Origin of the sequence: Sphingobacterium sp. JUb56 (assembly GCF_014191365.1) — a bacterium.
Classification (GTDB): domain Bacteria; phylum Bacteroidota; class Bacteroidia; order Sphingobacteriales; family Sphingobacteriaceae; genus Sphingobacterium; species Sphingobacterium anhuiense.
In genome coordinates this window covers 2280129-2306032 of sequence record NZ_JACHWL010000001.1, presented here as the reverse complement: position 1 = coordinate 2306032, position 25904 = coordinate 2280129, and the positions used below count along the sequence as shown (strand labels likewise).

Sequence of the window (25904 nt, the reverse complement as noted above, 5' to 3'; positions counted from 1 at the left end):
AATTATCCATTTATAAAATAACCAAATTATGTTTACGAGAGAGAAAATCATGCTGTTTCTGTCTTTGATTCTTTTTTCTGTAGCCAGTTATGCACAGCAGGCAACCATTAAAGGAAGAGTCACAGATAGTGGAACGGCAGCACCATTAGAAGGTGCATCTTTGATTGCCAGAGGTACGGGGCAGGCAACCAAGACAGATGAAAAAGGAGAATTTACGATCCAGGTATCCAGTAGCAATCCTACACTTGAAATATCGAATGTAGGCTATACAACACAAACTATCGCAATCGGGGAAAAGAAGTTTGTAGAGATCCGTCTAGTCAGCACAGAACAAGGGCTTGATGAAGTCGTGGTGACGGGGTACCAGACAGAGCGGAAACGAGATCTCACAGGTGCAGTCAGTGTGGTCAATGTTACAGAAATGATGAAAGCCCCTGAAAATAATCCCATCAAAGCACTTCAGGGCCGGGTGGCAGGAATGACCGTAACATCTGATGGTAATCCAAGCGGTGCTGCTACAGTGCGTATGCGAGGAATCAGCTCAATCAACAGTAGTCAGGACCCGTTATATATTATCGATGGGATGCCATCACAGGGTGGTATGCACGAACTGAATTCCAATGACATTCAAAGTATTCAGGTATTGAAAGATGCTTCATCGGCAAGTATCTATGGTTCTCGTGCTGCCAATGGTGTCATTGTAATTACGACAAAGAAAGGCAAAATTGGAGCCCCAAAGCTTACATTCGACGCATTTCTAACCAACACCTATTTTAATAACCGGATGAAGGTGCTCAATTCCCTGGAATATGGTCAAGCTTTATGGCAGGCAACCATGAACAGTGGCGGAAATCCTAATGGTAATAATATTGGATATCAATTTGATTGGAACAATAATGCCAATGGTGATCCACAGTTAAATCATGTGTACGTTTCTAAATATATTGACCGGGAGCATACCATGTATGCTGCTGATACAGATTGGTTCAATGAAGTTTCCAAACCAGGTTTGCTCCAATCTTATAATGCGACACTTAGTTCAGCGACAGAAAAATCGAGTTCGTTTTTTTCTTTAGGATATCTGCACAATAACGGTACAATTAAACATACAAGTTTCCAACGGATATCAGCACGTATGAATACAGACTACAAACTCTTCGACGGTAAGTTGGTTATCGGAGAAAATTTCACGGTCAACAATACGGGTGAAGTTCAAGTACCGGGGGATGTCCTCGATCTATCTTTAAAAGCCTTGCCGATTATACCGGTACATACCGTAGACGGAGCAGGATGGGGTGGTCCGTCATTAGGTATGAACGACCGTCATAATCCAATGCGTTTACTGTATGATAATCGAAATAATAAATATAATTTTTGGCGTCTATTTGGCAATGTCTATGCCGATCTACAGATCATAAAAGACTTACATGTCCGTACCAGTTATGGTATTGATTATAGTAATTTTTACAAACGGAATATGGAGTTTTCTTATCGTTCGGGCTTCATGAACAGCGATCGGAGCGGTGTGAATATGGAACAGAAGCACGGTATGAAATGGACCTTATCCAATACGGCAACCTATAGGAAAGTTATCGAGAAGCATGCAATTGATTTATTAGCTGGTATGGAAATGAATCGTCAAAATGATATCAGCTTCAATGCATATACTGCAGGTAATGGTGCTTTTGCCATTGAAACACCTGAATACATGTGGCCAGGTGTAAGTACTGGAACAGCAGCAGTAGGTGGCGGTTCAACCGGCTTTTCGCTTCTTTCTTACTTCGGAAAGGCGAATTATGCATACGATGACCGTTACCTTGCTTCTTTTACTGTGCGACATGACGGTTCATCACGATTCGGAAAAAATAACCGTTTTGCAACATTTCCAGCCGTGACCGCAGGATGGCGGATTTCAGGAGAGCGCTTTATGGAAGGAACAAAAGGTTACATATCAGATTTAAAACTTCGTGTAGGTTGGGGGCAGACCGGAAATCAAGGAATTGGAGATCTAGCTACTTATGCACTGTTTGTGCCAGAGTATGGTATTGGCGATCCAACCTGGAATATTATAGACGGGACCGCATACGATCTTTCGGGAACAGGATCGGGAATATTGCCATCAGGATACCGTAAAATTCAAACCGAAAATAATGATCTGAAGTGGGAAACAACCACACAGACCAACATTGGGTTAGATTTTTCATTCTTTAATCAGAGTCTATATGGATCGATCGACTGGTATGTCAAAGCAACAAAAGACATGTTGATCAATCCTGCCTATATCGGTGTAGTAGGAGAAGGTGGCTACCGTTGGGCGAATGGAGCTTCGATGGAAAATAAAGGTGTGGACATTTCTGCAGGATATCGTAATAAAACTGCTTTTGGTTTAGACTATGATATAACAGGAGTTTTTTCAGCATATAAAAATAAAATTACCCATTTACCAGAAGCAGTTGAAAATTCATATGGTGGCCGTCAGGGTGATAATATCATAGGTCGACCATTAGGCTCATTCTATGGTTATGTGACTGACGGAATCTTTCAGAATCAAGATCAGGTCGATGCGCATGTCAATCAGGCAGGTAAAGGTATTGGACGCCTAAGGTATGTAAATGTCTATGATGGCGATAGTCAGATTACAGATCTGGACCGTACCTGGATCGGTAGTCCGCACCCCGATTTTTCATACAGTCTAAATATTGCATTGAAATACAAAAGGTTTGATCTATCGGCTTACTTTCAGGGAGTACAAGGTATTGATGTTGAAAATTGGTTAAAGAAGCAGACCGATTTTTGGAGTGTTGATGATGTAAACTCCAATAAAGGTACCCGCTTACTCAATGCCTGGACGCCACAGAATGCTAATTCTACTATTCCAGCACTGCAGACAGTAAACAATAACGATGAGGGACGTCTATCCAATTATTTTATAGAAAATGGATCGTATATGAAACTTCGTAATTTATCTCTGGGCTATACATTACCAACAGATATCGCCTCGCGGTTACGCATGAGCCGTTTACGCATATATGTTACCGGTCAGAATCTATTTACTGTAAAATCAAAGAATTTTACGGGTGTTGATCCTGAAAACGTCGGATGGGGATATCCCATACCGACCACATGGACAGCAGGACTTAACATTGGTTTCTAATTAATGAGTGTGTGATTAAAAACAAATTATTCTCATGAAAACAACATTTAATAAAATAATAATAACGGTATTGGCCGCAGGACTTTTGTCCGGATGTAATAAGTTCTTGGACGAAACACCAAAAGGCGTATTGAGTTCCGATCAGGTGAAGGAGCCTGAAAGATTACTTACAGCCACTTATGCAGCTTTGGGAAACGATCACTATGATGTTCCATTTAGTTTATGGCCATATGGAACGGTACGATCTGACGATGCCTATAAAGGAGGTTCAGGGCCTCAAGATATACAGGTCTTTCATTTTCTGGAAACGGCAAACAATATTACACCCACTTTTGATGAAGTAAACCGGCTCTGGTTTCAACTATATGTATCGATTTCCCGTGCTAATACCACGATCCGGACGATTCAGGAAATGGGTGATTTTGCGAATAAAGACGAAAAAATGGCAGAAGCAAGATTTCTCCGTGGACACTTTTATTTTATGCTCAAGATCCTTTTCAAATATGTACCGTATATTGATGAGCAAGTGCCGATAGACAGCTATGAAACGGTTGATAACCGAGCGTTAACCAATGATGCATTATGGCAGAAGATCGCAGATGATTTTCAATATGCAGCAGATCATTTGCCAGTTGTTCAGACAGAGGTTGGTCGTGCCAGCCGTATTGCTGCTGCCGCGTACTTAGCAAAAACATATTTGTATAAAGCTTACCGTCAGGACAATCAAGAGCGACATGCAGTCACCAGTATAAATCAGACAGATCTTGAAAAAGTAGTACAGAGTACAGATATTGTCTTATCCTCAAATCGTACATTAGAAACAGATTTCGGATTTAATTTCCTGCCGGGTCAATATGAAAACGGTACCGAAGCACTTTTTTCGATTCAATTTTCCAAAGATGACGGAACAAAATTTGGTCGAGTGAACTTATCTGATGTCCTTTCTGTGCCGATGGGATTGGGGTGCTGTGATTTCAATAAACCTAGTCAAAGTTTGGTGAATGCCTTCCGTACTACGGGAAAAGGATTGCCTTTGGATAACTATAATACGCTTAATACATTTAATGTTGCGGAGAAATACGATCCTCGGCTTTTTCATACTGTTGCAATTCCAAATTTACCATATAAATACAGTGCGAAACATGTGTATGAAGAAAGCTGGACCCGTAATCCGTCGGAATACGCTATGTATGCCTCTTTGAAAGAAAATGTTGATCCAGACTGTGATTGTTTTGTTCCGATGGTACCCTTTTATGCGAATACAAAAAATCGTATCGTCATTCGTTTTGCAGATGTATTGTTAATGCGTGCCGAAGCACTTATTGAACTTCACCGTTCCCAAGAAGCACTACCATTGATCAACCAGGTACGCATACGTGCAAAAAACAGTGTGACACTGATGGGCTATGCAACAGATAAGATGCTCATTGAAACGTATAAAAATGGAGAAAATATCATTTGGAACGAAGAAAATGCACGGAAAGCCTTACGTTGGGAGCGCCGATTAGAATTGGCCATGGAGAACGGACGTTTTTTTGATCTCGTGCGCTGGGGGATCGCAGGTGAGTCTATGAACGCTTATTACGATGTCGAAAAATCACGTAGATCATATTATGCTTCTTCCCATTTTACTGCCGATAAGTATGAGTATCTGCCTATTCCGGAAGCACAGATCAGATTGAGTAAATACTTGTATAAGCAGAATGCAGGATATTAACACTTGTTCATTTTGTGATGGTGAAATGAAGTGGAAAAAAATTAGTTAATGAAAAGATCCTGAATGTATCCTTTGTAACTGTATAAAGAATATGTTCAGGATAGTTTTCTGCTAAATAAATAGAGACATGAATCAATCAATGCTCGAATGCATTGATATCACTTGTAAAACAATTATAAACGAATGAAAACATTAAAAAATATTATAGGCTTAGGAATTTTCCTGCTCTTTATCGGATTGTTTACATCTTGTAAGGAGGACTCAGCTACATCGCTCGATTTGAGTTCGGATGTCAATATCCTTTCTTTTAAAGTGGGAAATACAGCAGGCGTTGTCGATAACGAGAAAGGCACAATTAGTGTACTTGTACCAGCAGGGACGGATCTTTCTGCGGTAAAGCCGAGTATTGCAATACCTGAAAATGCAACTGTCGCCCCAGCTTCTGGAAGTGCTCAGAATTTCACCTTTTCTTCAACAACACCGTTAGTTTATCGTGTATATAATGGAAACTTTTTTAATACCTACCAGGTAACAGTTAAGGAGATTATAGCCGAAATAACAGCTTTCCGAATAGGTAACAAAGTGGGTATTATTAATCAAGAAAATAAAAGTATCACCATATATCTACCGGTTGGTACAGCTGTAAAAGAACTCAATCCCTCAGTAGAATTTACTAATGGAGCAAGTATAGCACCGGGGCAGGGCGGATATGTTGATTTCAGTTCAGCCGTAAAGTATACGCTTACTTATATGGGGCAAACATTTCCATACACGGTGACTGTAGTTTTGGGCGACGAACCAGGATAAAGAATACGTACACTGCCGCTTTTATAATGCACATATTATAAATCAAAGTTTGAAACTTTTTTAATGAATCGATTAAAGTTAGCGGAATTAAACGGAGAAATAATAATAAAACAATTAATTTGTATTTGATAAACCTTACAGAAAAATTTAAATCATGATGAAGAAATTAGCATTTATATTACTAGCACTTCCTTTATTTAGCTACGCACAGACTGGAAGTACGAAACAAGATAAGCAAATGGTACAAGTGGAAAATTATCGCCCATTATATCATTTTACACCAAAAGAAGGGTGGATGAACGATCCAAATGGAATGGTATATAACAATGGTACTTATCATCTATTCTATCAGCATAATCCAGATGAACCGAAATGGGGTCCCATGCATTGGGGACATGCTACCAGCACAGATCTTGTGCATTGGGAAGAACAGAAAATAGCACTGTATCCGGATAGCCTAGGAACCATATTTTCAGGTAGCGCTGTTATTGATAAAGATGATACAGCTGGTTTTGGCAAAGATGCTATGGTCGCGATCTTTACACATCACAACCACAAAGAAGAAGACAAGAGAACCGGTTTACATCAATACCAGAGCTTGGCATATAGTTTAGATCAAGGTAAAACTTGGGAAAAGTACAAGGGAAATCCTGTATTGCCCAATCCTGGAATCTGGGATTTCAGGGATCCAAAGGTGATGTGGCACGAAAAATCGCAGGCATGGATCATGACTTTAGCAACAAAGGACTGTATCACATTTTATTCCTCTAAAAATCTGAAAGAATGGAAGATGGAAAGTAGTTTCGGAAAAGAAATCGGAGCTCATGGTGGCGTATGGGAATGTCCAGATCTGTTCCCAATGACAGATAATGGGGTAACAAAATGGATATTATTGGTCAGTATAAATCCAGGAGGACCAAATGGTGGTTCTGCGACACAGTATTTTGTTGGAGATTTTGATGGAAAGCATTTCACAACAGATGATACCCAGATTAAGTGGTTGGATTGGGGAACAGATAATTATGCGGGTGTAACCTGGAATAATGTGAAGGATCGTCATTTATTTATCGGATGGATGAGCAATTGGCAGTATGCGAATGAGGTACCCACATTAAAATGGCGGTCGGCTTCTACGATCGCACGTGAATTATCATTGACAAGCATAAATAAACAGTATTATGTAGCAAGTAAACCCGCTAAAGAAATTGAAAATACTTTTAAAATATCGAAAACAATTGCTCCCAAAAAAGTAAACGAGATTCTGTTAAGTGATCATCTGCCTACAGGATTCCGATTGGACATCAGTAAACTGAAAGTGCAGGATTTTAAGATTATTTTATTCAATAAAGAAGGAAATGAGCTAACAGTTGGGTATAATAAGGCCAAAGATCAGTATTTTATCAATCGTAGTGAATCTGGAAATATATTGTTTAGTCACGATTTTCCTAAAAAGCATGTAGCTCCTCGTCTTTCAAAAGAGTCTCAAGTAGACATGAACGTATTTTTTGATGTGACTTCTGTCGAGTTTTTTGCAGATAACGGACTTTCGGTGATGACAGACATATTTTTCCCTGATAGTCCTATGACCCATTTAAAAATTACAAGCAATGCTCCTTTAGAATATCAAAATATTATTATTTCAGAATATAAAAAATAGTCAATTACAGCAATAGACGGCTATAGGAATTAATTTTAGCCAGCTCAGAAACGCTTTCTTCATTAGATTGGAGGAAGCGTTTTTTGGATTTGAGCTTATGGTCTCTCCAGATATTGCTGAAAAAGTTTCATCCACCACAAACGCAACCCTGTATAAAATAGAATTTCTTGTGACAAAGTTATCTTTAAACAAAGCAGCTCATCTTCATAAATTGATATAGGAATAGCATTTTGTGTTTTACGTGTTATACAATGATTAAAAATGTAACACGTAAATTAAATTAAATAGATCATAAAAATTACCAATAAAGCCATTCTGCCAAGAATGTCTTTATTGGTTTATCTACCATGCTTACGGCTTCCCGTATTTTTTAATCAAACTAATCACCACAAAAATCCCATTTCAGCAACAGCTGTTATTGGTGCCAATGCTCTGAGTGCAATCAGGAGCGAGCTTCGTAGCGTTTGCTTCGCAGATCCCTTTGGGATTCTTCGGTGGGCGCTCCCGCAATTATGAAAACAAACTTCAGGAGCTATATAAGAGCGTAGTAGAGTCTTTAAAGCAAAATGCTCGTAGCTATCGGGCAGATATGGGCTTCATCGTCAATATTGATGAGCTCTCGGGCAAGCGAACACCGGTCGTTTATGATCTCCGCTATCGGTACACCTGTATTGCTCAATCAAGTTAAACATATACAAGCAGAAGCGGTAGTTGGAGATATCGATGGAACTGTTATTAAGAACAATGTCAAAGCAAGCTTGATCATAGAACGCCATACCGGTATCTATACGATGGACAATGCTACAGCGGAGTTTATAGCCAAATCCCGATTGACAGAATTTGTAGTGCTGCTATTCAAAGCAATGAATGAAACAGGGGAGGATCAAGAATTCAAAGACCGTCAAGCTACGCTCTTCCGTTATTTTGATTTCCTGGACAAAGATTAAGCTATAGCCATACTATATGGACAGTTGCTGTCCGATGATTTAATTGTTGCGCAGTTTAAGATCATTTGCAAAGCTATCAGCAGTTCCAATCTTATCAATTACGATCAGGTGGAGAAACTGTTAGCAGGATCTTTATTAGCAAAAAAGGCAGCATCGAAGATCCTTACCTTAGACAAAGACTTGTATTCGACTCAAGATATTGCCTATCTACAGACATTGAAAGGAGAGGGCTTGGTGAAGCAATTTCAAGAAGTAGTTATTATGGTACTTAACGTAACAAATATCTTTCGGAAAAATTAGAGCCTGAATTTGGAACTGGTTTTTCAATAAGACAAATCAACTTGTATCGTCAGCTTTATCGGACATTTCCAATTGTGCACGCACTGCGTGCACAGTTACGCTGGACCTAGTACAAATTGCTTTTAGGTGTTGACAGTGAGGAGAAAAGAGAGTTTTATATCGCTGAACCATAAAAAATAATTGGACGTCAAGACAGTTGGAACGGCAAGTTTACAGCAATCTATACGAACGCCTTTTATTGAGTAATGATAAAAGATAGTGTATTAGCTGTTGCTAAAAATGAAAAACTCCCATCGGATGCCAAAGAAATTATTAAAGATCCAATGTTTTAGAATTTCTAGGTTTGAAACGTGAAACCTCTTACTATGAAAGAGATTTAGAAAATGACATCATTACCCATTTATAAGAGTTTTTGTTAGAATTAGGAAATGGATTTTCATTCGTTTCTAGGCAAAAACGAATTCATTTGGTTGGCGATGAGTTTTTTGTGGATTTGGATTTTTATAACGTTATTCTATTCTTCGCTTTTTATGAAAATTTCATCAATATCTTCCATGTAGATTTCAAAGGGCAATTCATTATAAGTGTCCTTAAGAACATTTCCAGATAAAAAAAAGTCCTTCGCTTTCTTTAAATATATCGACGCAGCGGAATACTTTTTCTGTTCGTATAATACTTTGCCTAAGTAATAGTTTGCATCGCTACTCTTTGGGTAATCTTCTAGCACCTGATTTATCAACTTTAAAGATTCATCTAAATCGCCAATTTCAAACAATGCAATTGCATAGTAAAGATTAATTTTATAATCTCTTGCATTTTCCGCGGTAGTTTTGACTGCACTATCAAATTCCTTAAGTGCTTCTGATCTTTTATTTAACTTAAAAAGACAGATAGCTTTGAGCATATATATGTTTTCACTCATTGGGTAATCTATGTGAAGAACAGTCAGAGAATCTAATTTTATAAAATCATTTAATGCTCCTTGGTAGTCTCTTATTTTGTAAAGCTTAATCCAGCCTCTGTAACCTAAATGTGAAACTGGTTTCAATTGAACAGCTTTATCCAAATAAGTAAAACCTTGATGATACAATCCTCTTTTATTGTACGCTACAGATCTTTCACGATAGTATTCGCTATTATCTGGAAACCGATATGTTAAGTAAGAAAATATCAGGTCAGATTTGAGGCTTCCTTGATTTAATTCAGCGTATTTAAATTGTTTTTCTTCGGGCAGTGAGATTAATTTTATGTAAGAAAAAAGTATAAAGAAAAGCATAGTAATCTTTACCGTTAATATTATTATGCTACTATTTCTTTTAATAAATTTCATTAATTTGTCCTTTAACTATCTTAAATTGAATTTTTTGGTGATATTTTCGAATTTTGCCATTAATAAAACCTTTTTGCCAATCACAGTTATTTATCAAAAAGGATTTAATATCTTCAATATGATCTAATTCGGCCGTAATTGGATTGAGTTTTTCATCTAATTGACTGAAACTTAATAGTTCGGCTTTACCATTTTTATTGATAAGTATCCTGAAAATCAAATATCCATCATTGTTAAAACTAAATTCATGTTTAGTAATAAATCTTTGGATTGATTTTTTTAAAGGATATTTGTTTATAGATTCATCTAACTCATAATATTGATAGTAATTATTTCCAAGACTATTAATATGTGTTTCAGTAGCAGAAGTTGCACTTACTAAATCACGATGCAAAAAGAGTACATCTAAAAAACAAATTGTTATTGCGAGTATAAGTAAAATGTTTAATAATTTATGTGCATTTTTCATACAAAACGATTTTTATATATGGTATTTTAAAAATTCAAGATGCTCAAAAATAATTATTGCGATCTTATTATCTTTCAATAAAACCTATCTCGTGGCTTTGGCAATCATGGCGGTAAATGGAAAGTATCACTATCGATCAACTCGTACAAGTAATTTACCGTGTAATCATTTGTTCAGTTACAGCCAGGTCGTGAGATGTGGCTTTTTAGAATCTCTGTATTTAATATAAAGAGTGATTTCAATAAGTTATTATTTAATTTTAAATATAGGAGTTTGTACTTTTTTTAGTGGCCAATCCTTTTTTCTTGTAACCAATTCCTCCTTAAGCCCGTCAGAGGAGTAAGATGGTCTTGACTGCCTAACATATATCGGGACATTATAATTTGGGATCACATCCAATTCAGCATAACATTTTTTTGCCATGTCAACTATTGCTGTCCTGTTTTCCTCTGTACCTGCGATCTGACTAGCAATGTAAGACTCAGGGCCATACAGTTGTTCATATATTTTTGAAGCTTCAAATGTCGTGAATTTTGTACGCATCATAATCTGAACTAATACTGAGTATAAGCTATTATCTTGAGGAAATAATTCTATTTGTTGCAATATATTGGGGATCTCCTCCCACATGATCAATTCTACCAATAGATCTTTTGTGTTATCACCAATAAATTTTAAATCGGACCACATTTGATCCACGTAACCAATGATTTCTTTTCTATTCTTATGTAAAAATTGTAATTGTCTATCGCTCCAATACTCTAAAGGTAAATCTGATCGATAAAAGGCACCGTATATTCCTGTTGATTTAAATCGACCAAGACTTCCACAATTTTGCATATAGTATTCTTGTGTCATCATACAGTAGTTAAATCTATCGCGATTGTTTAGCGAATTAAATGTTTTGGCTGAAAGATGGTGGCTCAATGCATAATAGCGATCCTTACTTAAGGTCTCCTTTCCTGAAACCAATTCATCAATGTAATATTCTCGCAACAGAGTACTTACAATTGATTTTCTATCAATAACCGGTATATTTTTATATTTATACTGGTCCAACCTGTATACATAAGCCGGCAAATTATTTGTTACAAATTTCGTGGTATCCATAAGTTTGTATTGAGAAAAACACAACATAGGACAACTAAAAAAAAGTAATATTGAAATGTATTTTAATAAGTTTTTAAGAAAAGGCGTATAATTGGTCAATATCATATGTATCAAAGCTATTATAAGTGAATAATATTATATTTCATTTATTAAGATAATGAAATTAACGTCCTCATCCTATTTTTTAATATAATTAATTAAGAACGCCATTGATCTTCGTTTATGATTTGTTAATTGATCTATGTTTTCAAGTCTCGCTTCGTCTTACCTAGTATATTCTTTTCTACCATTATTTTTTGATCGTTTCTATTTAAGGTGATTTGGTCATGATCATTTATTTCTATATAAGATCTAGATTTTCATAATTGATAATTAAAGATAACATTAAATTCTGCTTGTTTCGTCTTCAGTTTTTTTAAATAACTATTAAGCCAATAAAACTAATATTTATAGTGAATAAAAGCTAATATATTTAGCTTTTATTTGTATCTTTATTTCTGTTAACCAATTGATAGACTGTTATGAGTGTAGATTCAAGACGTTTAAAGCCAGCCAAGAAGAATGATGAGCTTTTGAAAGCCATTTTTGAGGATAATTTTCCTGATTTTTTGCGGTTTATGTATCCAGATGCCGATGCTACCTTTGATCTCGGGCGTGGATTGACTTTCATGGATAAAGAATTGTTGGAGATCATTCCCTATCGTGAGCGTAAAAAAGGGAAGCGTGTGGCAGACCTTCTGGTCAAGGTTTATTTAAAAGACGGAAGCGAGAAGTGGATTTTAGTGAATACCGAAATCGAAGGCGGACATGATTCCGATTTCTCACATCGTATCTTTCAGTATTTTTACAGGCTATTAGATCGTTACCGTGTTCCTGTGGAGACCATTGCTGTTTTTACTGGAGGACGTTCGCAGCCATGTACTGATGAATATCATTTTGCTGTTTTTCGCACGTCGTTACGCTTTCAGTACCTGAGCTATCAAATTTTTGATCATGACGAATCAGAGCTACTCGATATGGACAATATATTTGCTTATATTGTCTTGGCATGCCAGAAAGCTTTAGATGAAGATAAGGTTCCGGAGCAGGAGCTCGCAGAGCAGCGTAGTACAATCGCAAGAAGGCTTATCGAGACCAATAAGTATAGTAAAGATCGTATAATGAGCTTTTTAGTTTTTTTAAAGAGTTTTCTTTTTATACGAGATAAAGAAATAAATAGTAACTTTGATCAATACATTTATCAAGTGACAGGAGGCACAATCGAAATGGGTGTAATAGAAACAATCAAACGACAAGAAAGAGAAAAAGGAATCCAAGCTGGAATCGAAAAGGGAATTCAGTCTGGAATTGAAAAAGGCAAACGAGAAGAATCTATTGCCATTGCTTTAGAGTTCAAGAAAATGGGCTTACCTATTGCAGATATTGCAAAAGGTACAGGCCTTACCATCGAAGAGATTGAAAAACTGAAATAAATTAAATAGATCATAAAAATAACAAATAAAGCCATTCTGCCAAGAATGGCTTTATAGGTTTAATACCCTCCTTAACGTAGGTCTTATTACTTGTATTTCTCCAGGTATCATTATTTTCCAATATTAAAGTTAGTCGATTAAAGCATTGGGCGACTATAGTTATTAATTATAGATTTCTAAAAAAAGCTTTCTACAATAGATAGGATAAAGTGTTTTTTTGAGATTTATAAATTTGTGTGGCATCACTTTGGTTCATTTTATTTATCTTCACAGCCTCATCTAGCTGTACAATAAAATTTCAAAATGCAATCTTATTTTATATTATTTTCCTACTATTGTAGTAGATAAATAAATTTTGACATTTCCTATGATTATTGAGTTGTGTTTTTTAATGCAGCCGTACAAATAAAATGAACAAGTATAAAGTTTTGACGGATAGTAATCTTGTTTCTTTGCTTAAACAAAGAGATCGGAATGCTTTTGCCGAAATTTACGATAGATACAGCATGATGATCTATTACAAGGTCAACCAGATGCTCCGGGATGAGAATGCCGCCAAAGATCTTGTACAAGATCTCTTTACCTCAATTTGGGAAAAGTCGGATCTCATCAGAGATAACGTCGGGATCTCGTCATATCTTTACGTTGCATCGCGCAATCGTGTCCTTAACTACATCCAAAAAGGAAAAACTAAAAGTGACTATCTGGCTGAAATAGGGAAATATAGCCTACAGGTTAGTGATGAAACACTTGAAAAACTAGACGAAAAGGATCTTATGCTGTTGATAACAAGTGAAATATCCAAACTTCCGGCCAAGATGCGAGAAGTATTTGAATTGAGTAGATTGGAAGATTTGTCCCACCGTGAAATTGCGGAAAGGCTGAATTTAAGTGAATCCACAGTGAAAAAGCAAGTGCAAAATGCGCTAAAGATATTAAAGGTTAGACTTGCCCATTATAATTCTCTTGGCATCATGCTGTTGATTTTTCTCCGAAGCAACTAAACCAATATAGACCATCAAGTTATTCTTTTTTAAGAATTTTTATTTTTTTTCAATTCTTCTACTCCCAAAGCTTTTTCCAACTGTATTATACTAGTTAATGATTATAAACCTCGATTTCGACTTATGGACAAGGAACTTGGAGCACAGCTTGTAAATAAATATCTTTCTGGTCAGGCAACACGCAAAGAAACCCGTGTTGTTGAGGAATGGTATGCTTTCAACCGCGTCGAGGAACCGTCTATTGATTCCCCTGAGGATTTTATACGCATAAAGTCGGAAATGTGGAATGCAATAGATCATCAATCAAAGCATCATGTTAAAGTTCTGCCAATACGGAGGTGGCTTGCTTATGCCGCAGCGATCTTAATAATTGTGGGGAGTATCGGAATTTACAAACTGTATGAAAAACAACAAGTGTATACCATAGACACTTATGCAGGCCCGGCAATTAAAGCAGGTCATACCGGGGCAACTTTGACCTTGTCAGATGGTTCTACTATAGATCTTTCCAACGCTAAAGTTGGAGAACTCTTGACTAAACAAGGCATGACAATTTCTAAGAATGCGCAGGGAGTGGTTGTTTACAGTCAAAACAGTTTCATTGGAGATGCAAGGGAAGTTATCAAAAATACGATTACGACAAGAAATGGTGAAATGTACCAGGTCGTTCTACCGGACGGTTCTAAAGTTTGGCTTAATGCAGGATCTAGTTTGACGTTTGATTCCGATCTGGTAAATAGTGAAAAACGCATTGTTAGATTACTAGGAGAGGGGTACTTTGAAGTAAGTAAACGTGATAAACCATTTATTGTTACTACAACATCACAGCAGGTACGCGTTCTTGGTACCCATTTTAATATCAATGCATATTCAGAATCGAAGGGACTTGTCAGGACCACCCTTGTCGAGGGGAGGGTTAATGTGGTGACTACGAAGGGCGAGCAGTTGATCAAGCCGGGTGAGCAGGCTGTTAATCGGCGCGGTGATATAGACGTCCACGAGCAAGATACCGAAGATATACTTGCCTGGAAGAACGGATATTTTAAAATTGACGGGGAACTTTACGAGGTGATGTTATCCTTAGGCCGTTGGTATAATATGGAAGTTCAATTTACAGAAAATACACCAAGAGAGTTAAAACTATGGGGCTTTGTCTCCAGGTCGAATGACTTGATAACAACACTTCGACAAATTGAGCGAACCAATAAGGTAAAATTTAAAATAAAAGAAAGGACAATTATTGTAACAGAGTAGCTTGGTCCGTATGAGATCAGTAAGAACGCATTTGCTGCAGAAAATTCAGAAAAACCGCAAGGTGTCCTACCACCTCGCGGTAATACGGAAAAATGCTGCAGTAGCTGAAAATGCCAATTTAAAGACAAACCAAACAAATCAGTTTATGAACCATCTAACCAAAACAAAAGTATGAAAAAAAATGCGCTATTGGGTACTTTTCACCATGAGCGGTCACTACCTAAATTTTTATTAATTATGAAATTAGTTTTATTTATCATGACATGTCTACTCATGCATACCTATGGGGCTACGTATGCACAACGTGTCACGATAATGGGACGAAACGCTACTTTGGAACATCTCGTGAAGCAGATGCGACAGCAGACAGGCTATGATTTTTTGCTTGACAAGGATATTTTGCGACAACACCAATCTATTAGTGTAGATCTGAAAAATGTTGGCTTAGTACGGGCTTTGCAGTCCATTGTTAAAGGGCGAAATCTCAGTTTTTCTATTGAGGATAAATCGGTCGTGATTACAAGTACACAGGATTCTAATTCGAAAATCGTCTCTCCGGACGGTAACAAAACTGGTAAAACAGAAGCTTCAGGCCAAATCAATGATCTTGTTTTTGACGCAAATAATCCTATTGATGTTACTGGAAAAGTGGTGGATGAAAATGGTAAACCGCTACCTGATGCATCAATTTCTGTCTTGGGGAGCATCCAATCAACCAGAACAAATGGGGATGGTGAGTTTACGCTCAAAGACGTTGATGAAAAAGGGACTTTATTGATTTCCTATGTGGGTTTCGAACCAAAACAGATAAAGGTATCTTCTAATATCGGACAGATCAAGATGCAGAAAGCTATAGGTAAATTGCAGGAAGTTCAAGTGATCAATACCGGTTATCAAACGATTTCCAAAGAGCGCAGTGCCGGATCCTATGCCAAGCCCAATATGACCATCCTGGAAAATCGAACTGGCAGCATGAATATATTGCAGCGTCTTGATGGATTAATTGCGGGGCTTACAGTCAATAATGCACCTAATGCTTCACAAAATCCATTTCTTGTTCGTGGACTGTCAACGATTGGTGTGCGTAGTTCGGAAGGCAATGGATATGTCGGTACCAATAGAAATCCGCTGTTTGTGGTTGATGGAATCCCTATTGATGATGTATCCAGTATCAATCCACAAGATGTCGCTGATATTACGGTGCTCAAGGATGCGACAGCCGCCTCCATCTGGGGAGCAAGGGCTTCCAATGGTGTTATCGTCATCACGACAAAAAAAGGAACCAATGACGATAAACTAAGGATAAGCTATGATGCATTTGTCAATTTCCAAGGTAGACCAGATCTGAATTATTTTAAAACCCTCAATAGTAAAGAATTTATTCAGGCAGCAAATGAAACATTTGATGCGGAGATCTATCCTTGGGAAAGTGTATTTCCATATGTATCTGGTGGTAGCGGTGTTGCACCTCATCAGCAGATTCAATATGATCTAGCCCGGGGACTGATTAGTTCTGCTACGGCAAAAGAGCGCCTGGATAGCCTTGTCGCAATAGATAATAGAAAGCAGATCAGGGATCTGGCTTACAGAAATGCATCCTTAATGAATCATACACTGTCGTTTTCGAAAGGTGGAAAAGCTTATTCAGCGTATGGTTCTGGAGCCTACACAAATTTGGTCAGTAGCCAGCCCGGTGAGAAGAATAATACCTATAAACTCAATCTTCGTCAAGATCTACAGGTCGGTAAGTTTATCCAGCTGAATCTCATTAATGACCTTACCTATGGTGTTAACAGTGCAAAGAGGAATGTTCAGATTACACCGAATTTCTATCCTTACCAATTGCTCCGGGACGGGGTCGGGAGAAATCTGTCCATACCCTATATGGGTGAAGTCAGTGAAGAAGTACGGAAGGATTTTGAAGCACGCAGCAGAATTAGTTTGGATTACAATCCTTTGGATGAAGCCAATTATGGTCATACTGAAAGCAATAATTTCCTGAGCCGAAATGTCCTTGGCCTAAGTATAAAGCTCTGGGATGGATTAAAACTCGAAGGTACCTATGGCTATACAAAAGGAACAAAAAAAACCGAGTTCTACGATGATATCCGAAGTTACCTGGTACGGAACGAGCTTGTGCAATTTACAGTAGCGCCGACGGTAGAATCTACCCCCGTCTATTACCTACCCAACAATGGTGGAAAATATAGTATCAATAATCAAAATAGTCAGAGTTGGACGGTTAGGAATCAATTAAGCTATAACAAGGACTGGAATGAGGACATGCATCAACTAAGTGCATTAATAGGGCATGAAGCACAAGAACTATTGGTTAATTACAATGGCAGCACGGTCAGAGGATACAACGAGCTCTTACAAACTTATGGCGCTATTGACTATGCGACACTTGGTGTAAAAGGCCTCGCAAATCCTGTCATGCCAAATCGTGGGAACCAAAGTCTATTGAGCAACGATAACTTTATACGGACCGAGTTCCTGACCAGGTTTGTTTCCTATTATGCTAATGTTGCGTACAATTACATTCGTAAGTACGCATTAAACAGTAGTTTTCGTATAGATAGAAGTAATCTATTTGGGCTTGATAAATCCGCTCAGAACAGACCTGTCTGGAGTATAGGTGGGAAATGGATCATAAGTTCCGAAAACTTTATGGCTGGGACAAAATGGTTGGATAATTTAGCCCTTCGGGCTACCTATGGATTGACCGGTAACTCACCCGACCCCGGTATCGCGGCTTCTCAGGATATCTTAAATGCCGTTCAAAATGGTAATTTACCGGGTGGGACAGGCGTTGTTATCGGTACACCAGCCAATTCAAAACTTACTTGGGAAAGCACAAAGAATCTAAATCTGGGGATTGATTTTGGGCTATTTGACAACCGTGTCAGCGGTACAATTGACCTTTATCAGAAAAAGACAACGGATATGCTAGGTGTTTTTCCAACAAATGCTTTTAGCGGTTATTCGACCATCATCGGAAATCTTGGGGACATGCAAAATAGAGGAGTTGAGCTGAGTTTAAATACCCTAAATATCAAAAAAGGCGACTTTAAGTGGAGCACTGTGTTTAATGTTGCCTACAATAAAAATAAGATCACAAAACTAAACGTCGAGTCACCGGTCAACTCAGGTATGGACCGTATTTGGCAAAATTACCTGGAAGGATTTCCGGCTTTTGCTCTCTTTTCCTATAATTTTGTCGAATTGGATGAACTGGGAGATCCACAGATACGTCTTGCGGATGGTTCCGTGACCAAAACACCCAATGCGGCCAAGGCATCAGATGTGATTTTCAAGGGCACCTATCAACCCATCTGGAGCGGTGGAATGGCCAATGTTTTTAACTATAAAAGACTGACTTTAAGTGCCAATGCAATTTTTAACTTGGGGCATGTGATGCGCAGTGATGTAAACACCGTCTATACCGACCGGCTGTATCACGGTAATGTCCTTAGAGATGGGTTAACAACCGGAAACCTGCATAGTGACTTTGCCAAGCGATGGAAGCAGCCCGGAGACGAATTGAATACCGATATTCCATCCTATGTTTCCAATTCATCGCTGAGCTATAGCCGTCGCGATATTCAATATTACACCTACGCTGATGTCAATGCCGTCAGTGCGTCTTATATCAAATTGAGGGATATTACGCTGGGGTATAGCTTGCCGGCATCCTTGATGAATAAATTGCATACCGAGCAAATTACATTACGTATGCAGCTATCAAACCTGATGCTCTGGAAGGCCAATAAAGAGGATATTGATCCTGAATTTATTGACGCCACAACTGGTATACGCAGTATGTTATTTAATCAGGGTACTCTTTCATTTGGAGTAAATGTAAAATTTTAATGTAAAGCAGATGACAATGACAAATAGATTTAAAATAGGGGTAGTTCTAGCGGCTGTTATAAGTTTTGCTTGCTCCTGTAAAAAGGATTTTTTGGAAGTCACACCAAAAGGACGCCTGATAGCGCAGAAAGTTTCAGATTATAACCTACTGCTGAACAATCTTGATATGGTTAATATCAGTACCAATTCCCAGGTGGCCATGAGTGATGAAATAGCGGCTGTTCAGCCTTATTTCGATGGAGCTAGTCTAAAAACACAGCGCCTATTTCGTTGGGACGCCATTATTTATGAAGCTTCGGAGCATGCTACCGAGATGGACATGCCGATGAAAAATATCTACACCTTCAATAAGATCATACAAGAACTGCCGACAGCCACTGATGGCACTGCAGAGCAGAAGCGGTCCATTACTGCCGAAGCTATGGCCGGAAGGGCTTGGACTTATTTTCTGTTAGTGAATTATTTTGGTAAACCGTATGATGCAAATACGGCTGGTACAGATCTCGGGTTTCCAATTTTGACCAAAGCCGATGTCACAGAGAATAAATTTACACGGGCCAGTGTTAAAGAGGTCTACGAGTTTATAATTAATGATTTAAATAGGGCGATACCTGATTTGCCGGCAAAGACAATTCATTCCATGCGCATGTCGAAAGCGGCGGCCGAAGGCTTGCTTGGCAAGGTCTATCTTTTTATGGGTAAACCCGAATTAGCTTTGCCTCATTTTGATGCTTCACTATTGGCAGCAGCAAATTCGGCCATTCCTTTAGCATTATATGACTACAATAAAACCTTGGCTCCCGGAGGTGAATTTTTGCCGATTGGATCTTATGGACCATCTTATCCCAGCGCTGTAAACAATAGAGAGTGCGTTTATAATAAACAGTCCAGTAATTTTTGGACCTTCTTCTATAATGAGTTTGTGATTGACAAAAAGACTGTGAACCTTTTTGAAAGCACTGATTTACGACTTAAATTTTATTCAAGGAATGCCTACTATGGGCCGGAATATCCCGCTGGATTGCTTCGCAAAATGGGGCCGACATCCTTGCAGTATGGAATCTTGCTCTCTGACCTGTACTTGTTACGGGCCGAATGTAAAGCGAGATTAGGCGATTTGACGGGCGCAAAGGCTGATGTAGAACAGCTGCGAAAAAACAGAATGCCATCGGCCAATGCATTTGTTCCGGAAGCAATTGCAGGGCAACAGCTTGCACTGCTCAACTTTATATTGGAAGAACGTATACGGGAGTTTGCCCTGAGTGGATACCGATGGTTTGATATGAGGAGACTGTCAGTCGATCCCTTATTCAAGGCAACAACTTATACCCACACACTTTATGCAGCGACAGGGGCTGTCGCCGGTACATTTACACTTAAACCCGAACGTTTCGTATTGCGTTTCCCACAAAAGGTAATGGATCAAAACCCCGGGATGGAAAACAACCCTTAAAAAAAAGATATAAGTTTCATTTAAATAATTAAAAAATGATAAAAATTACAATCGCTACATTAGCTAGCCTGGCCGCGCTTTGCGCCAATGCGCAGCAATCTTTCTCCATACAAGGCCAACTTTCTGGCCATCATGACGGGAAAAAAGTGCTCTTACAGTATCCTAATCCAGAAGGGTTGAAAGACCCGATAAAAGACTCCACGTATGTCAAAAACGGCGCGTTCAAATTTGAAGGCAAGCTATTTAAAGATGTAGAACAGGCCATATTGATTCTGAGTGCGCCCAATGAAAATGTAGATCTTTCTGAATATTGGAAATATTATGAAAGAGACCTGCAATATATTATGCTCGAAAACGACAGCTTTCAATTATCAGGCCCAACGATCAAACAAGCCCATATAACAGGTGGTAAAGTACAAACGGATTTTAACTTGCTCAATGAACAATTAAAACCCTGGAAAGAAAGAATGCAGTTACTCTCTCAGCAGTCTTTAAAACTCAGTAGAAGCGGGCAGGAGAAGGCTGCGGAGGCACTTCGGCCACAAATGAAGCCAATTGCTGCCGAAATAGAACAGATAGAAAATAACTTTAGAATCAGCCACCCCGATTCCTTTGTGAGCCTCTATTTAATTGCAATGAAAGGTGGTATTGATCATCCGGATTTTGAATCTCAATTTAATGCACTAAGCCTAGGCGTTCAAAATTCAGACCTTGGAAAAAAAATGGTTTCCACACGGAAAGCAATCCAAATTGTTGCTGCTGGCAACAGGGCATTAGACTTTACTTTAAATAGTACACAGGGACAACCCGTCTCATTATCGTCTTTCAAAGGTAAGTATGTATTGCTTGATTTTTGGGCCAGCTGGTGCAGTCCCTGCCGGGATCTTCACCCCCATATGATCAAAGTATACGAAAAATATAAAAGTAAAAATTTTGAAATCGTTGCAGTCTCCATGGATAGTAAAAAAGAAGCGTGGCTTAAAGCGATCAAACAAGATGGAATCCCCTGGATACAGTTAAGTGATTTAAAAGGTCTTAAAAATCAGGCAGCGATTCTTTACGGTATTACGGGTATTCCACAAAACTTTTTGATCGATCCCGATGGGGTTATTATTGACAAAGAGCTAAAGGGAGAAGAACTGGATAAAAGACTTGCTGAGGTCCTGGATGTAAAATAATGTATTCAGCATTTAACACTACAAATAAAAAAACACATGATAAAGATTGTATTATTTACCATAATGAGCCTAATTGGGCTCTATGGTAGCGCTCAGGACGTTTACACTATTAAAGGAAAATTGTCGGGCAATCACGAAGGGCATAAAGTCTTTTTGCGCTATATGAATCCGAATGGCCTTAAAGAGTTTATCGTAGATTCGACCTATGTCAAAAATGGCAAATTTATATTGAAAGGTATACTTGCCAGCGATATGTTAAGTGCTAAATTGCATATGACCGCCGTCGGAAAGGAGCTGGATCCGCTAGACTGGAAAAATTATCATAAACTGGATCAACAGGAATTTATGCTTCAAAATGCTGAATTCCATGTTACCGGACCCAATATCAAGCAAGCCCGTATTACCGGTGGTCCTGTCCAGACCGATTATTTGGTTTTATCGGATATTGTAAAGCCGCTTCAGCAAAAAGCAGATTTGATTTCAAAACAGATGATGGAAAATGCTGCTGCTGGTCACTCGGAGGCCAACAAAGAACTCGGACCAAAATATAGCAGCATGGCTAAAGCGATAGAAGACGCTGAGCTCAACTTCCTTGATACGCACCCAAATTCTTTTGCCAGTCTCCTTATCGTCAGCAATCAAATGGGGGTTGAAAATCCAAAGTTTGAAGAACGTTTCAATAAATTGAGCACAGGTGTCCGTAGTTTGTCATTGGCGAAGGCTCTTCAAGAACAGTTAAATGCCCAAAAAACTGTTGACATCGGAAACCATGCTATTGATTTTGTTATGGACAATGACAAAGGGCAACCTGTTTCCTTTTCTTCATTCCAAGGCAAGTACGTATTGCTTGACTTTTGGGCCAGCTGGTGCGGACCTTGCCGCTCTGAAATGCCATTCATTAATGAAATTTATCAAAAGTATAAAGACAAAAATTTCGAAGTTGTTGCGGTTTCGATAGATAGTAAGAAAGAGCATTGGTTAAAAGCGATTAAAGAAGACAAAATGTCCTGGGTTCAGTTGAGCGATTTAAAAGGGTATAAAAATGATGCGGCCCTAAAATATGGGGTTATGGCCATACCACGTAATTTCCTGATCAATCCGGAAGGAGTTATTATCGCAAAAGATCTGCGTGGCGAGGACATTGAAAAGGAATTGAACAAAATTATTAAATAGCAACGTGATGAGAATTAAATTCAATATTTGCAAGAAAGTTTTACTCGCAAGTGCTTTCGTATTATTAGCTAATTGCCTACAGGCGCAATCCCGTTATCAATGGAAAACAGACTCATCCGATGGTTATAGTTACAGGTATGTAAGTAACGATCCTACCGGGGCGCGTTTTTATACATTAAAAAATGGATTAACGGTCATTCTCAGTAAAAATATCAAACAACCACGTATTCAGACCTATATCGCAACAAAAGCCGGAAGTAAAACCGATCCCAAAGAGCATACCGGTTTGGCACATTATCTGGAGCATATGCTTTTCAAAGGTACGGACAGGTTTGGCAGCCTGGATTGGAGTAAAGAAGAGCCCTTGCTGGCTCAGATCTATGCGCTTTATGAAAAGTATAATCATACAACGGATACAGCAGCTCGCAGAGCTATCTATAAGCAGATTGATCTGGTTTCAGGGGAAGCTTCGAAATTTGCCATACCCAATGAATACGATAAACTCATGAGTAATATGGGAGCAAAAGGAAGCAATGCTTTTACTTCTTTTGAGCAGACCGTGTATGTGGAAGATATTCCCAATAATGTTATTGACAAATACCTAAGCGTACAGGCGGAGCGTTTTCGGAATCCGGTCCTACGGTTATTCCATACTGAACTGGAATCGGTCTATGAAGAGAAGAATATCAACTTGGATAAAGACGATAGAAAAGTGACGGAGGCTATGTTTGAAGCAATTTTTCCTAATAATAATTATGGAAAACAAACCGTTTTGGGTTCGGTAGAACATCTTAAAAACCCATCATTAAAAGCAATACAGCAATATTATCAAACCTATTATGTGCCCAATAATATGGCGATTATTATGTCCGGTGATTTTGATCCTGAGGCAGTGATCAAACGTATTGATCAAGCTTTCGGTTATATGGTTTCCAAACCCGTTCCTGAATATATTTTCGAACAAGAAAAGCCTATTATTCATCCAGTTTCCAGAACAGTTATAGGTCCGTCAGCTGAATACCTGACGATGGGATTTCGTTTTCCGGGAGCAGCGAGCCCTGATGCACAAATGCTAAATCTTGTGGCTAATATGCTGTCAAATAATGCTGCTGGCCTGATGGATATCAATCTGGTGAAATCACAGAAACTATTAAGTGCTGAAGCATATCCCCAAATTCTAAAGGATTATTCGATCCTTACGCTACAAGGTAGTCCAGTAGAAGGACAGACTTTGGATGAAGTAAAAAAACTGTTATTAAGTGAAATCTATAAGTTACGGAATGGTGATTTTTCTGAAGATTTGCTTACTTCGATTGTCAACAATGAGAAAAAATCCGAGATCAGAAAATTAGGAAACAATCCTAGTGTAGCCTTTGATTTATTATCCAATTTTACTTCAGAACTCGATTGGGCAAAAGAACTGGATTACACACATCTATTGTCAACGATAACGAAAGAGGATATTGTCCATTTTGCAAATAAGTATCTTTCCGATAGAAATTATGTTGCTGTTTATAAAAGACAGGGTATTGATACAGGCGTGGTCAGGGTAGTCAAGCCTGCCATTACGCCAGTGACTGTTAACCGACTTGCTGAATCTGTCTTTTTTAAACAGATTAGCGCAATAGCTGAGCAGCCTATACAACCTCATTGGATTGATTTTAATCAAGACCTGTCAAAATTCAAGTTGCTGGATCTTGATGTTTTAGCCGTGCGTAATCAAGAGAACGAGCTTTTTAACTTGACCTACCAGTTTGATATTGGTCAATGGGACAACAAACTGTTGGATCTTGGCATCGGTTATCTTGAATTTTTAGGGACAAAAGATAAGAGCAGCGAAAAATTTAGTCAGGAATTTTATAAACTTGCGTCTGACTTTAATGCTTCTTCCGGCAATGAAGAAAGTATGATTAGTATTTCTGGGTTGAACAGCAATTTTGAGGCATCCGTTGATTTATTACATGACCTGCTTCACCAATGTGTTGCCGATGAAGTTGCCTTTAAGTCTTACATTGAACGGATCAAAAAAATGCGTGCTAATGAAAAGGAAGATAAGGGAGCTATTATGCAAGGATTGAAGGCTTACGCGCAATATGGCGCAAAAAACCCATTTAATTTCACGTTAACTGATCTGGAACTCGATGCGCTAAAAGCAGAAGACCTCGTTGCTGTATTGCACAATCTAGCTCATGTCAAACCTCGTATTTTATACTATGGCCCCCAATCTGTCAGCGAATTGATGAGAAATTTAAAACCATTAAAAAATGACAGTAATGCATACTATAAAATGGCTAAAGGGGTAAAATTCGAGGAAAAACCAACCATTGATAATAAGGTTCTGTTTGCGCATTACCCGATGAAGCAGACCGAGGTATTTTGGGTCCGAAACACTGGTATATTTAATCGCCAGCTAATGCCTACAGTAGCCTTCTTTAATGGATACTTTGGTGCAGGAATAGGTAGTATTGTTTTTCAAACACTTCGCGAATCCAAAGCTTTGGCCTATACAACCTATGCTTATTATAGGCAGCCTCAAAAGAAGGAAAATCATGAAATGGTGGGAGCATATATTGGAACGCAATCCGATAAGTTTAAAGATGCTGTCAACGGAATGAATGAACTCCTAACTGATTTGCCCGAATCAAAGGTAGGGGTAGAATCTGTTCGTGAAAATCTATTGAAATCATTAGCAAGTGAGCGCATCACAGGAACTAGCATTCTTTCAAGCTATTTAGAAGCACAGCATCGCGGTCTGTCAGAAGATCCCAGGAGAGCAATTTTTGAGGAAATTCCTAAGCTTACTTACAATGATCTTAAGGATTTCCATGAGAATAAAATTAGTCGTAAACCCTATATCTATTGTATTTTAGGTGATAAGAAAGATTTAAAAGATAGTAATTTATCAAACTTAGGCGATATTAAAGAGCTTAGCCTTAGCGAAATATTTGGATACTAACATTGTGTTTTTAAAAGTTAATTTCAGTTGCTAATTGTAGAGGAGTTTCA

At 38.3% G+C, this 25904-nt stretch carries 18 protein-coding genes; 15 read left to right on the top strand and 3 right to left on the bottom strand.

Annotation, left to right across the window (positions count from 1 at the left end):
• Positions 1–28 precede the first annotated feature (28 nt).
• The 7 genes from FHR29_RS09565 to FHR29_RS26860 all read left to right on the top strand — a co-directional run bounded on the left by FHR29_RS09565 (position 29) and on the right by FHR29_RS26860 (position 9192).
• Positions 29–3154 (top strand): TonB-dependent receptor, encoded by a 3126-nt coding sequence (locus FHR29_RS09565; RefSeq protein WP_183914162.1) that lies wholly within the window; start codon positions 29–31, stop codon positions 3152–3154.
• 34 nt (positions 3155–3188) lie between these two features.
• Positions 3189–4871 (top strand): RagB/SusD family nutrient uptake outer membrane protein, encoded by a 1683-nt coding sequence (locus FHR29_RS09560; protein ID WP_183914160.1) that lies wholly within the window; start codon positions 3189–3191, stop codon positions 4869–4871.
• Between the two features lie 183 nt (positions 4872–5054).
• Positions 5055–5678: a hypothetical protein gene (locus FHR29_RS09555; RefSeq protein WP_183914158.1), complete on the top strand. Its 624-nt coding sequence runs from the start codon at positions 5055–5057 to the stop codon at positions 5676–5678.
• A gap of 154 nt (positions 5679–5832) precedes the next feature.
• A complete protein-coding gene (locus FHR29_RS09550; protein WP_206368192.1) occupies positions 5833–7335 on the top strand; it encodes a glycoside hydrolase family 32 protein in 1503 nt (500 codons plus the stop codon).
• A 566-nt stretch (positions 7336–7901) separates the two neighbouring features.
• Positions 7902–8282, top strand: coding sequence for a hypothetical protein (locus FHR29_RS09545; RefSeq protein ID WP_183914156.1), 381 nt, complete (start codon positions 7902–7904; stop codon positions 8280–8282).
• A gap of 24 nt (positions 8283–8306) precedes the next feature.
• Positions 8307–8582 carry a hypothetical protein gene (locus tag FHR29_RS09540; RefSeq protein ID WP_183914154.1) on the top strand — a complete coding sequence of 92 codons (276 nt, stop codon included), beginning with the start codon at positions 8307–8309 and terminating at the stop codon, positions 8580–8582.
• Positions 8583–8994: 412 nt separating this feature from the next.
• Positions 8995–9192, top strand: coding sequence for a DUF1016 domain-containing protein (locus tag FHR29_RS26860; protein ID WP_260292005.1), 198 nt, complete (start codon positions 8995–8997; stop codon positions 9190–9192).
• Here the strand turns inward: FHR29_RS26860 and FHR29_RS09530 are convergent.
• From FHR29_RS09530 to FHR29_RS09520, 3 genes are all read right to left on the bottom strand, one after another.
• Positions 9097–9912, bottom strand: a complete 816-nt coding sequence (locus FHR29_RS09530) for a tetratricopeptide repeat protein (protein ID WP_183914151.1) — start codon at positions 9910–9912, stop codon at positions 9097–9099. The two genes, FHR29_RS26860 and FHR29_RS09530, sit on opposite strands and share 96 nt — an antisense overlap.
• Positions 9899–10381: a hypothetical protein gene (locus FHR29_RS09525; protein WP_183914149.1), complete on the bottom strand. Its 483-nt coding sequence runs from the start codon at positions 10379–10381 to the stop codon at positions 9899–9901. The genes FHR29_RS09530 and FHR29_RS09525 overlap by 14 nt, the downstream gene beginning before the upstream one ends.
• Positions 10382–10630: 249 nt before the next feature.
• Entirely contained in the window at positions 10631–11491 is an 861-nt protein-coding gene (locus FHR29_RS09520) for a hypothetical protein (RefSeq protein WP_183914147.1), read from the bottom strand.
• Positions 11492–12012: 521 nt separating this feature from the next.
• Between FHR29_RS09520 and FHR29_RS09515 the strand changes: the two genes are divergently transcribed.
• From FHR29_RS09515 to FHR29_RS09480, 8 genes are all read left to right on the top strand, one after another.
• A complete protein-coding gene (locus FHR29_RS09515; protein ID WP_183914145.1) occupies positions 12013–12963 on the top strand; it encodes a hypothetical protein in 951 nt (316 codons plus the stop codon).
• A 410-nt stretch (positions 12964–13373) separates the two neighbouring features.
• Entirely contained in the window at positions 13374–13967 is a 594-nt protein-coding gene (locus tag FHR29_RS09510) for an RNA polymerase sigma factor (RefSeq protein WP_183914144.1), read from the top strand.
• Positions 13968–14090: 123 nt separating this feature from the next.
• Positions 14091–15221, top strand: coding sequence for a FecR family protein (locus FHR29_RS09505; protein ID WP_183914142.1), 1131 nt, complete (start codon positions 14091–14093; stop codon positions 15219–15221).
• Positions 15222–15458: 237 nt separating this feature from the next.
• Positions 15459–19094 carry a SusC/RagA family TonB-linked outer membrane protein gene (locus FHR29_RS09500; protein WP_183914140.1) on the top strand — a complete coding sequence of 1212 codons (3636 nt, stop codon included), beginning with the start codon at positions 15459–15461 and terminating at the stop codon, positions 19092–19094.
• 16 nt (positions 19095–19110) lie between these two features.
• Entirely contained in the window at positions 19111–20547 is a 1437-nt protein-coding gene (locus FHR29_RS09495; RefSeq protein WP_183914131.1) for a RagB/SusD family nutrient uptake outer membrane protein, read from the top strand.
• Between the two features lie 35 nt (positions 20548–20582).
• A complete protein-coding gene (locus FHR29_RS09490) occupies positions 20583–21725 on the top strand; it encodes a TlpA disulfide reductase family protein (RefSeq protein WP_183914128.1) in 1143 nt (380 codons plus the stop codon).
• Positions 21726–21761: 36 nt separating this feature from the next.
• Positions 21762–22898, top strand: coding sequence for an AhpC/TSA family protein (locus FHR29_RS09485; protein WP_183914126.1), 1137 nt, complete (start codon positions 21762–21764; stop codon positions 22896–22898).
• 7 nt (positions 22899–22905) lie between these two features.
• Entirely contained in the window at positions 22906–25854 is a 2949-nt protein-coding gene (locus FHR29_RS09480) for a pitrilysin family protein (protein ID WP_183914124.1), read from the top strand.
• Positions 25855–25904: the final 50 nt, after the last annotated feature.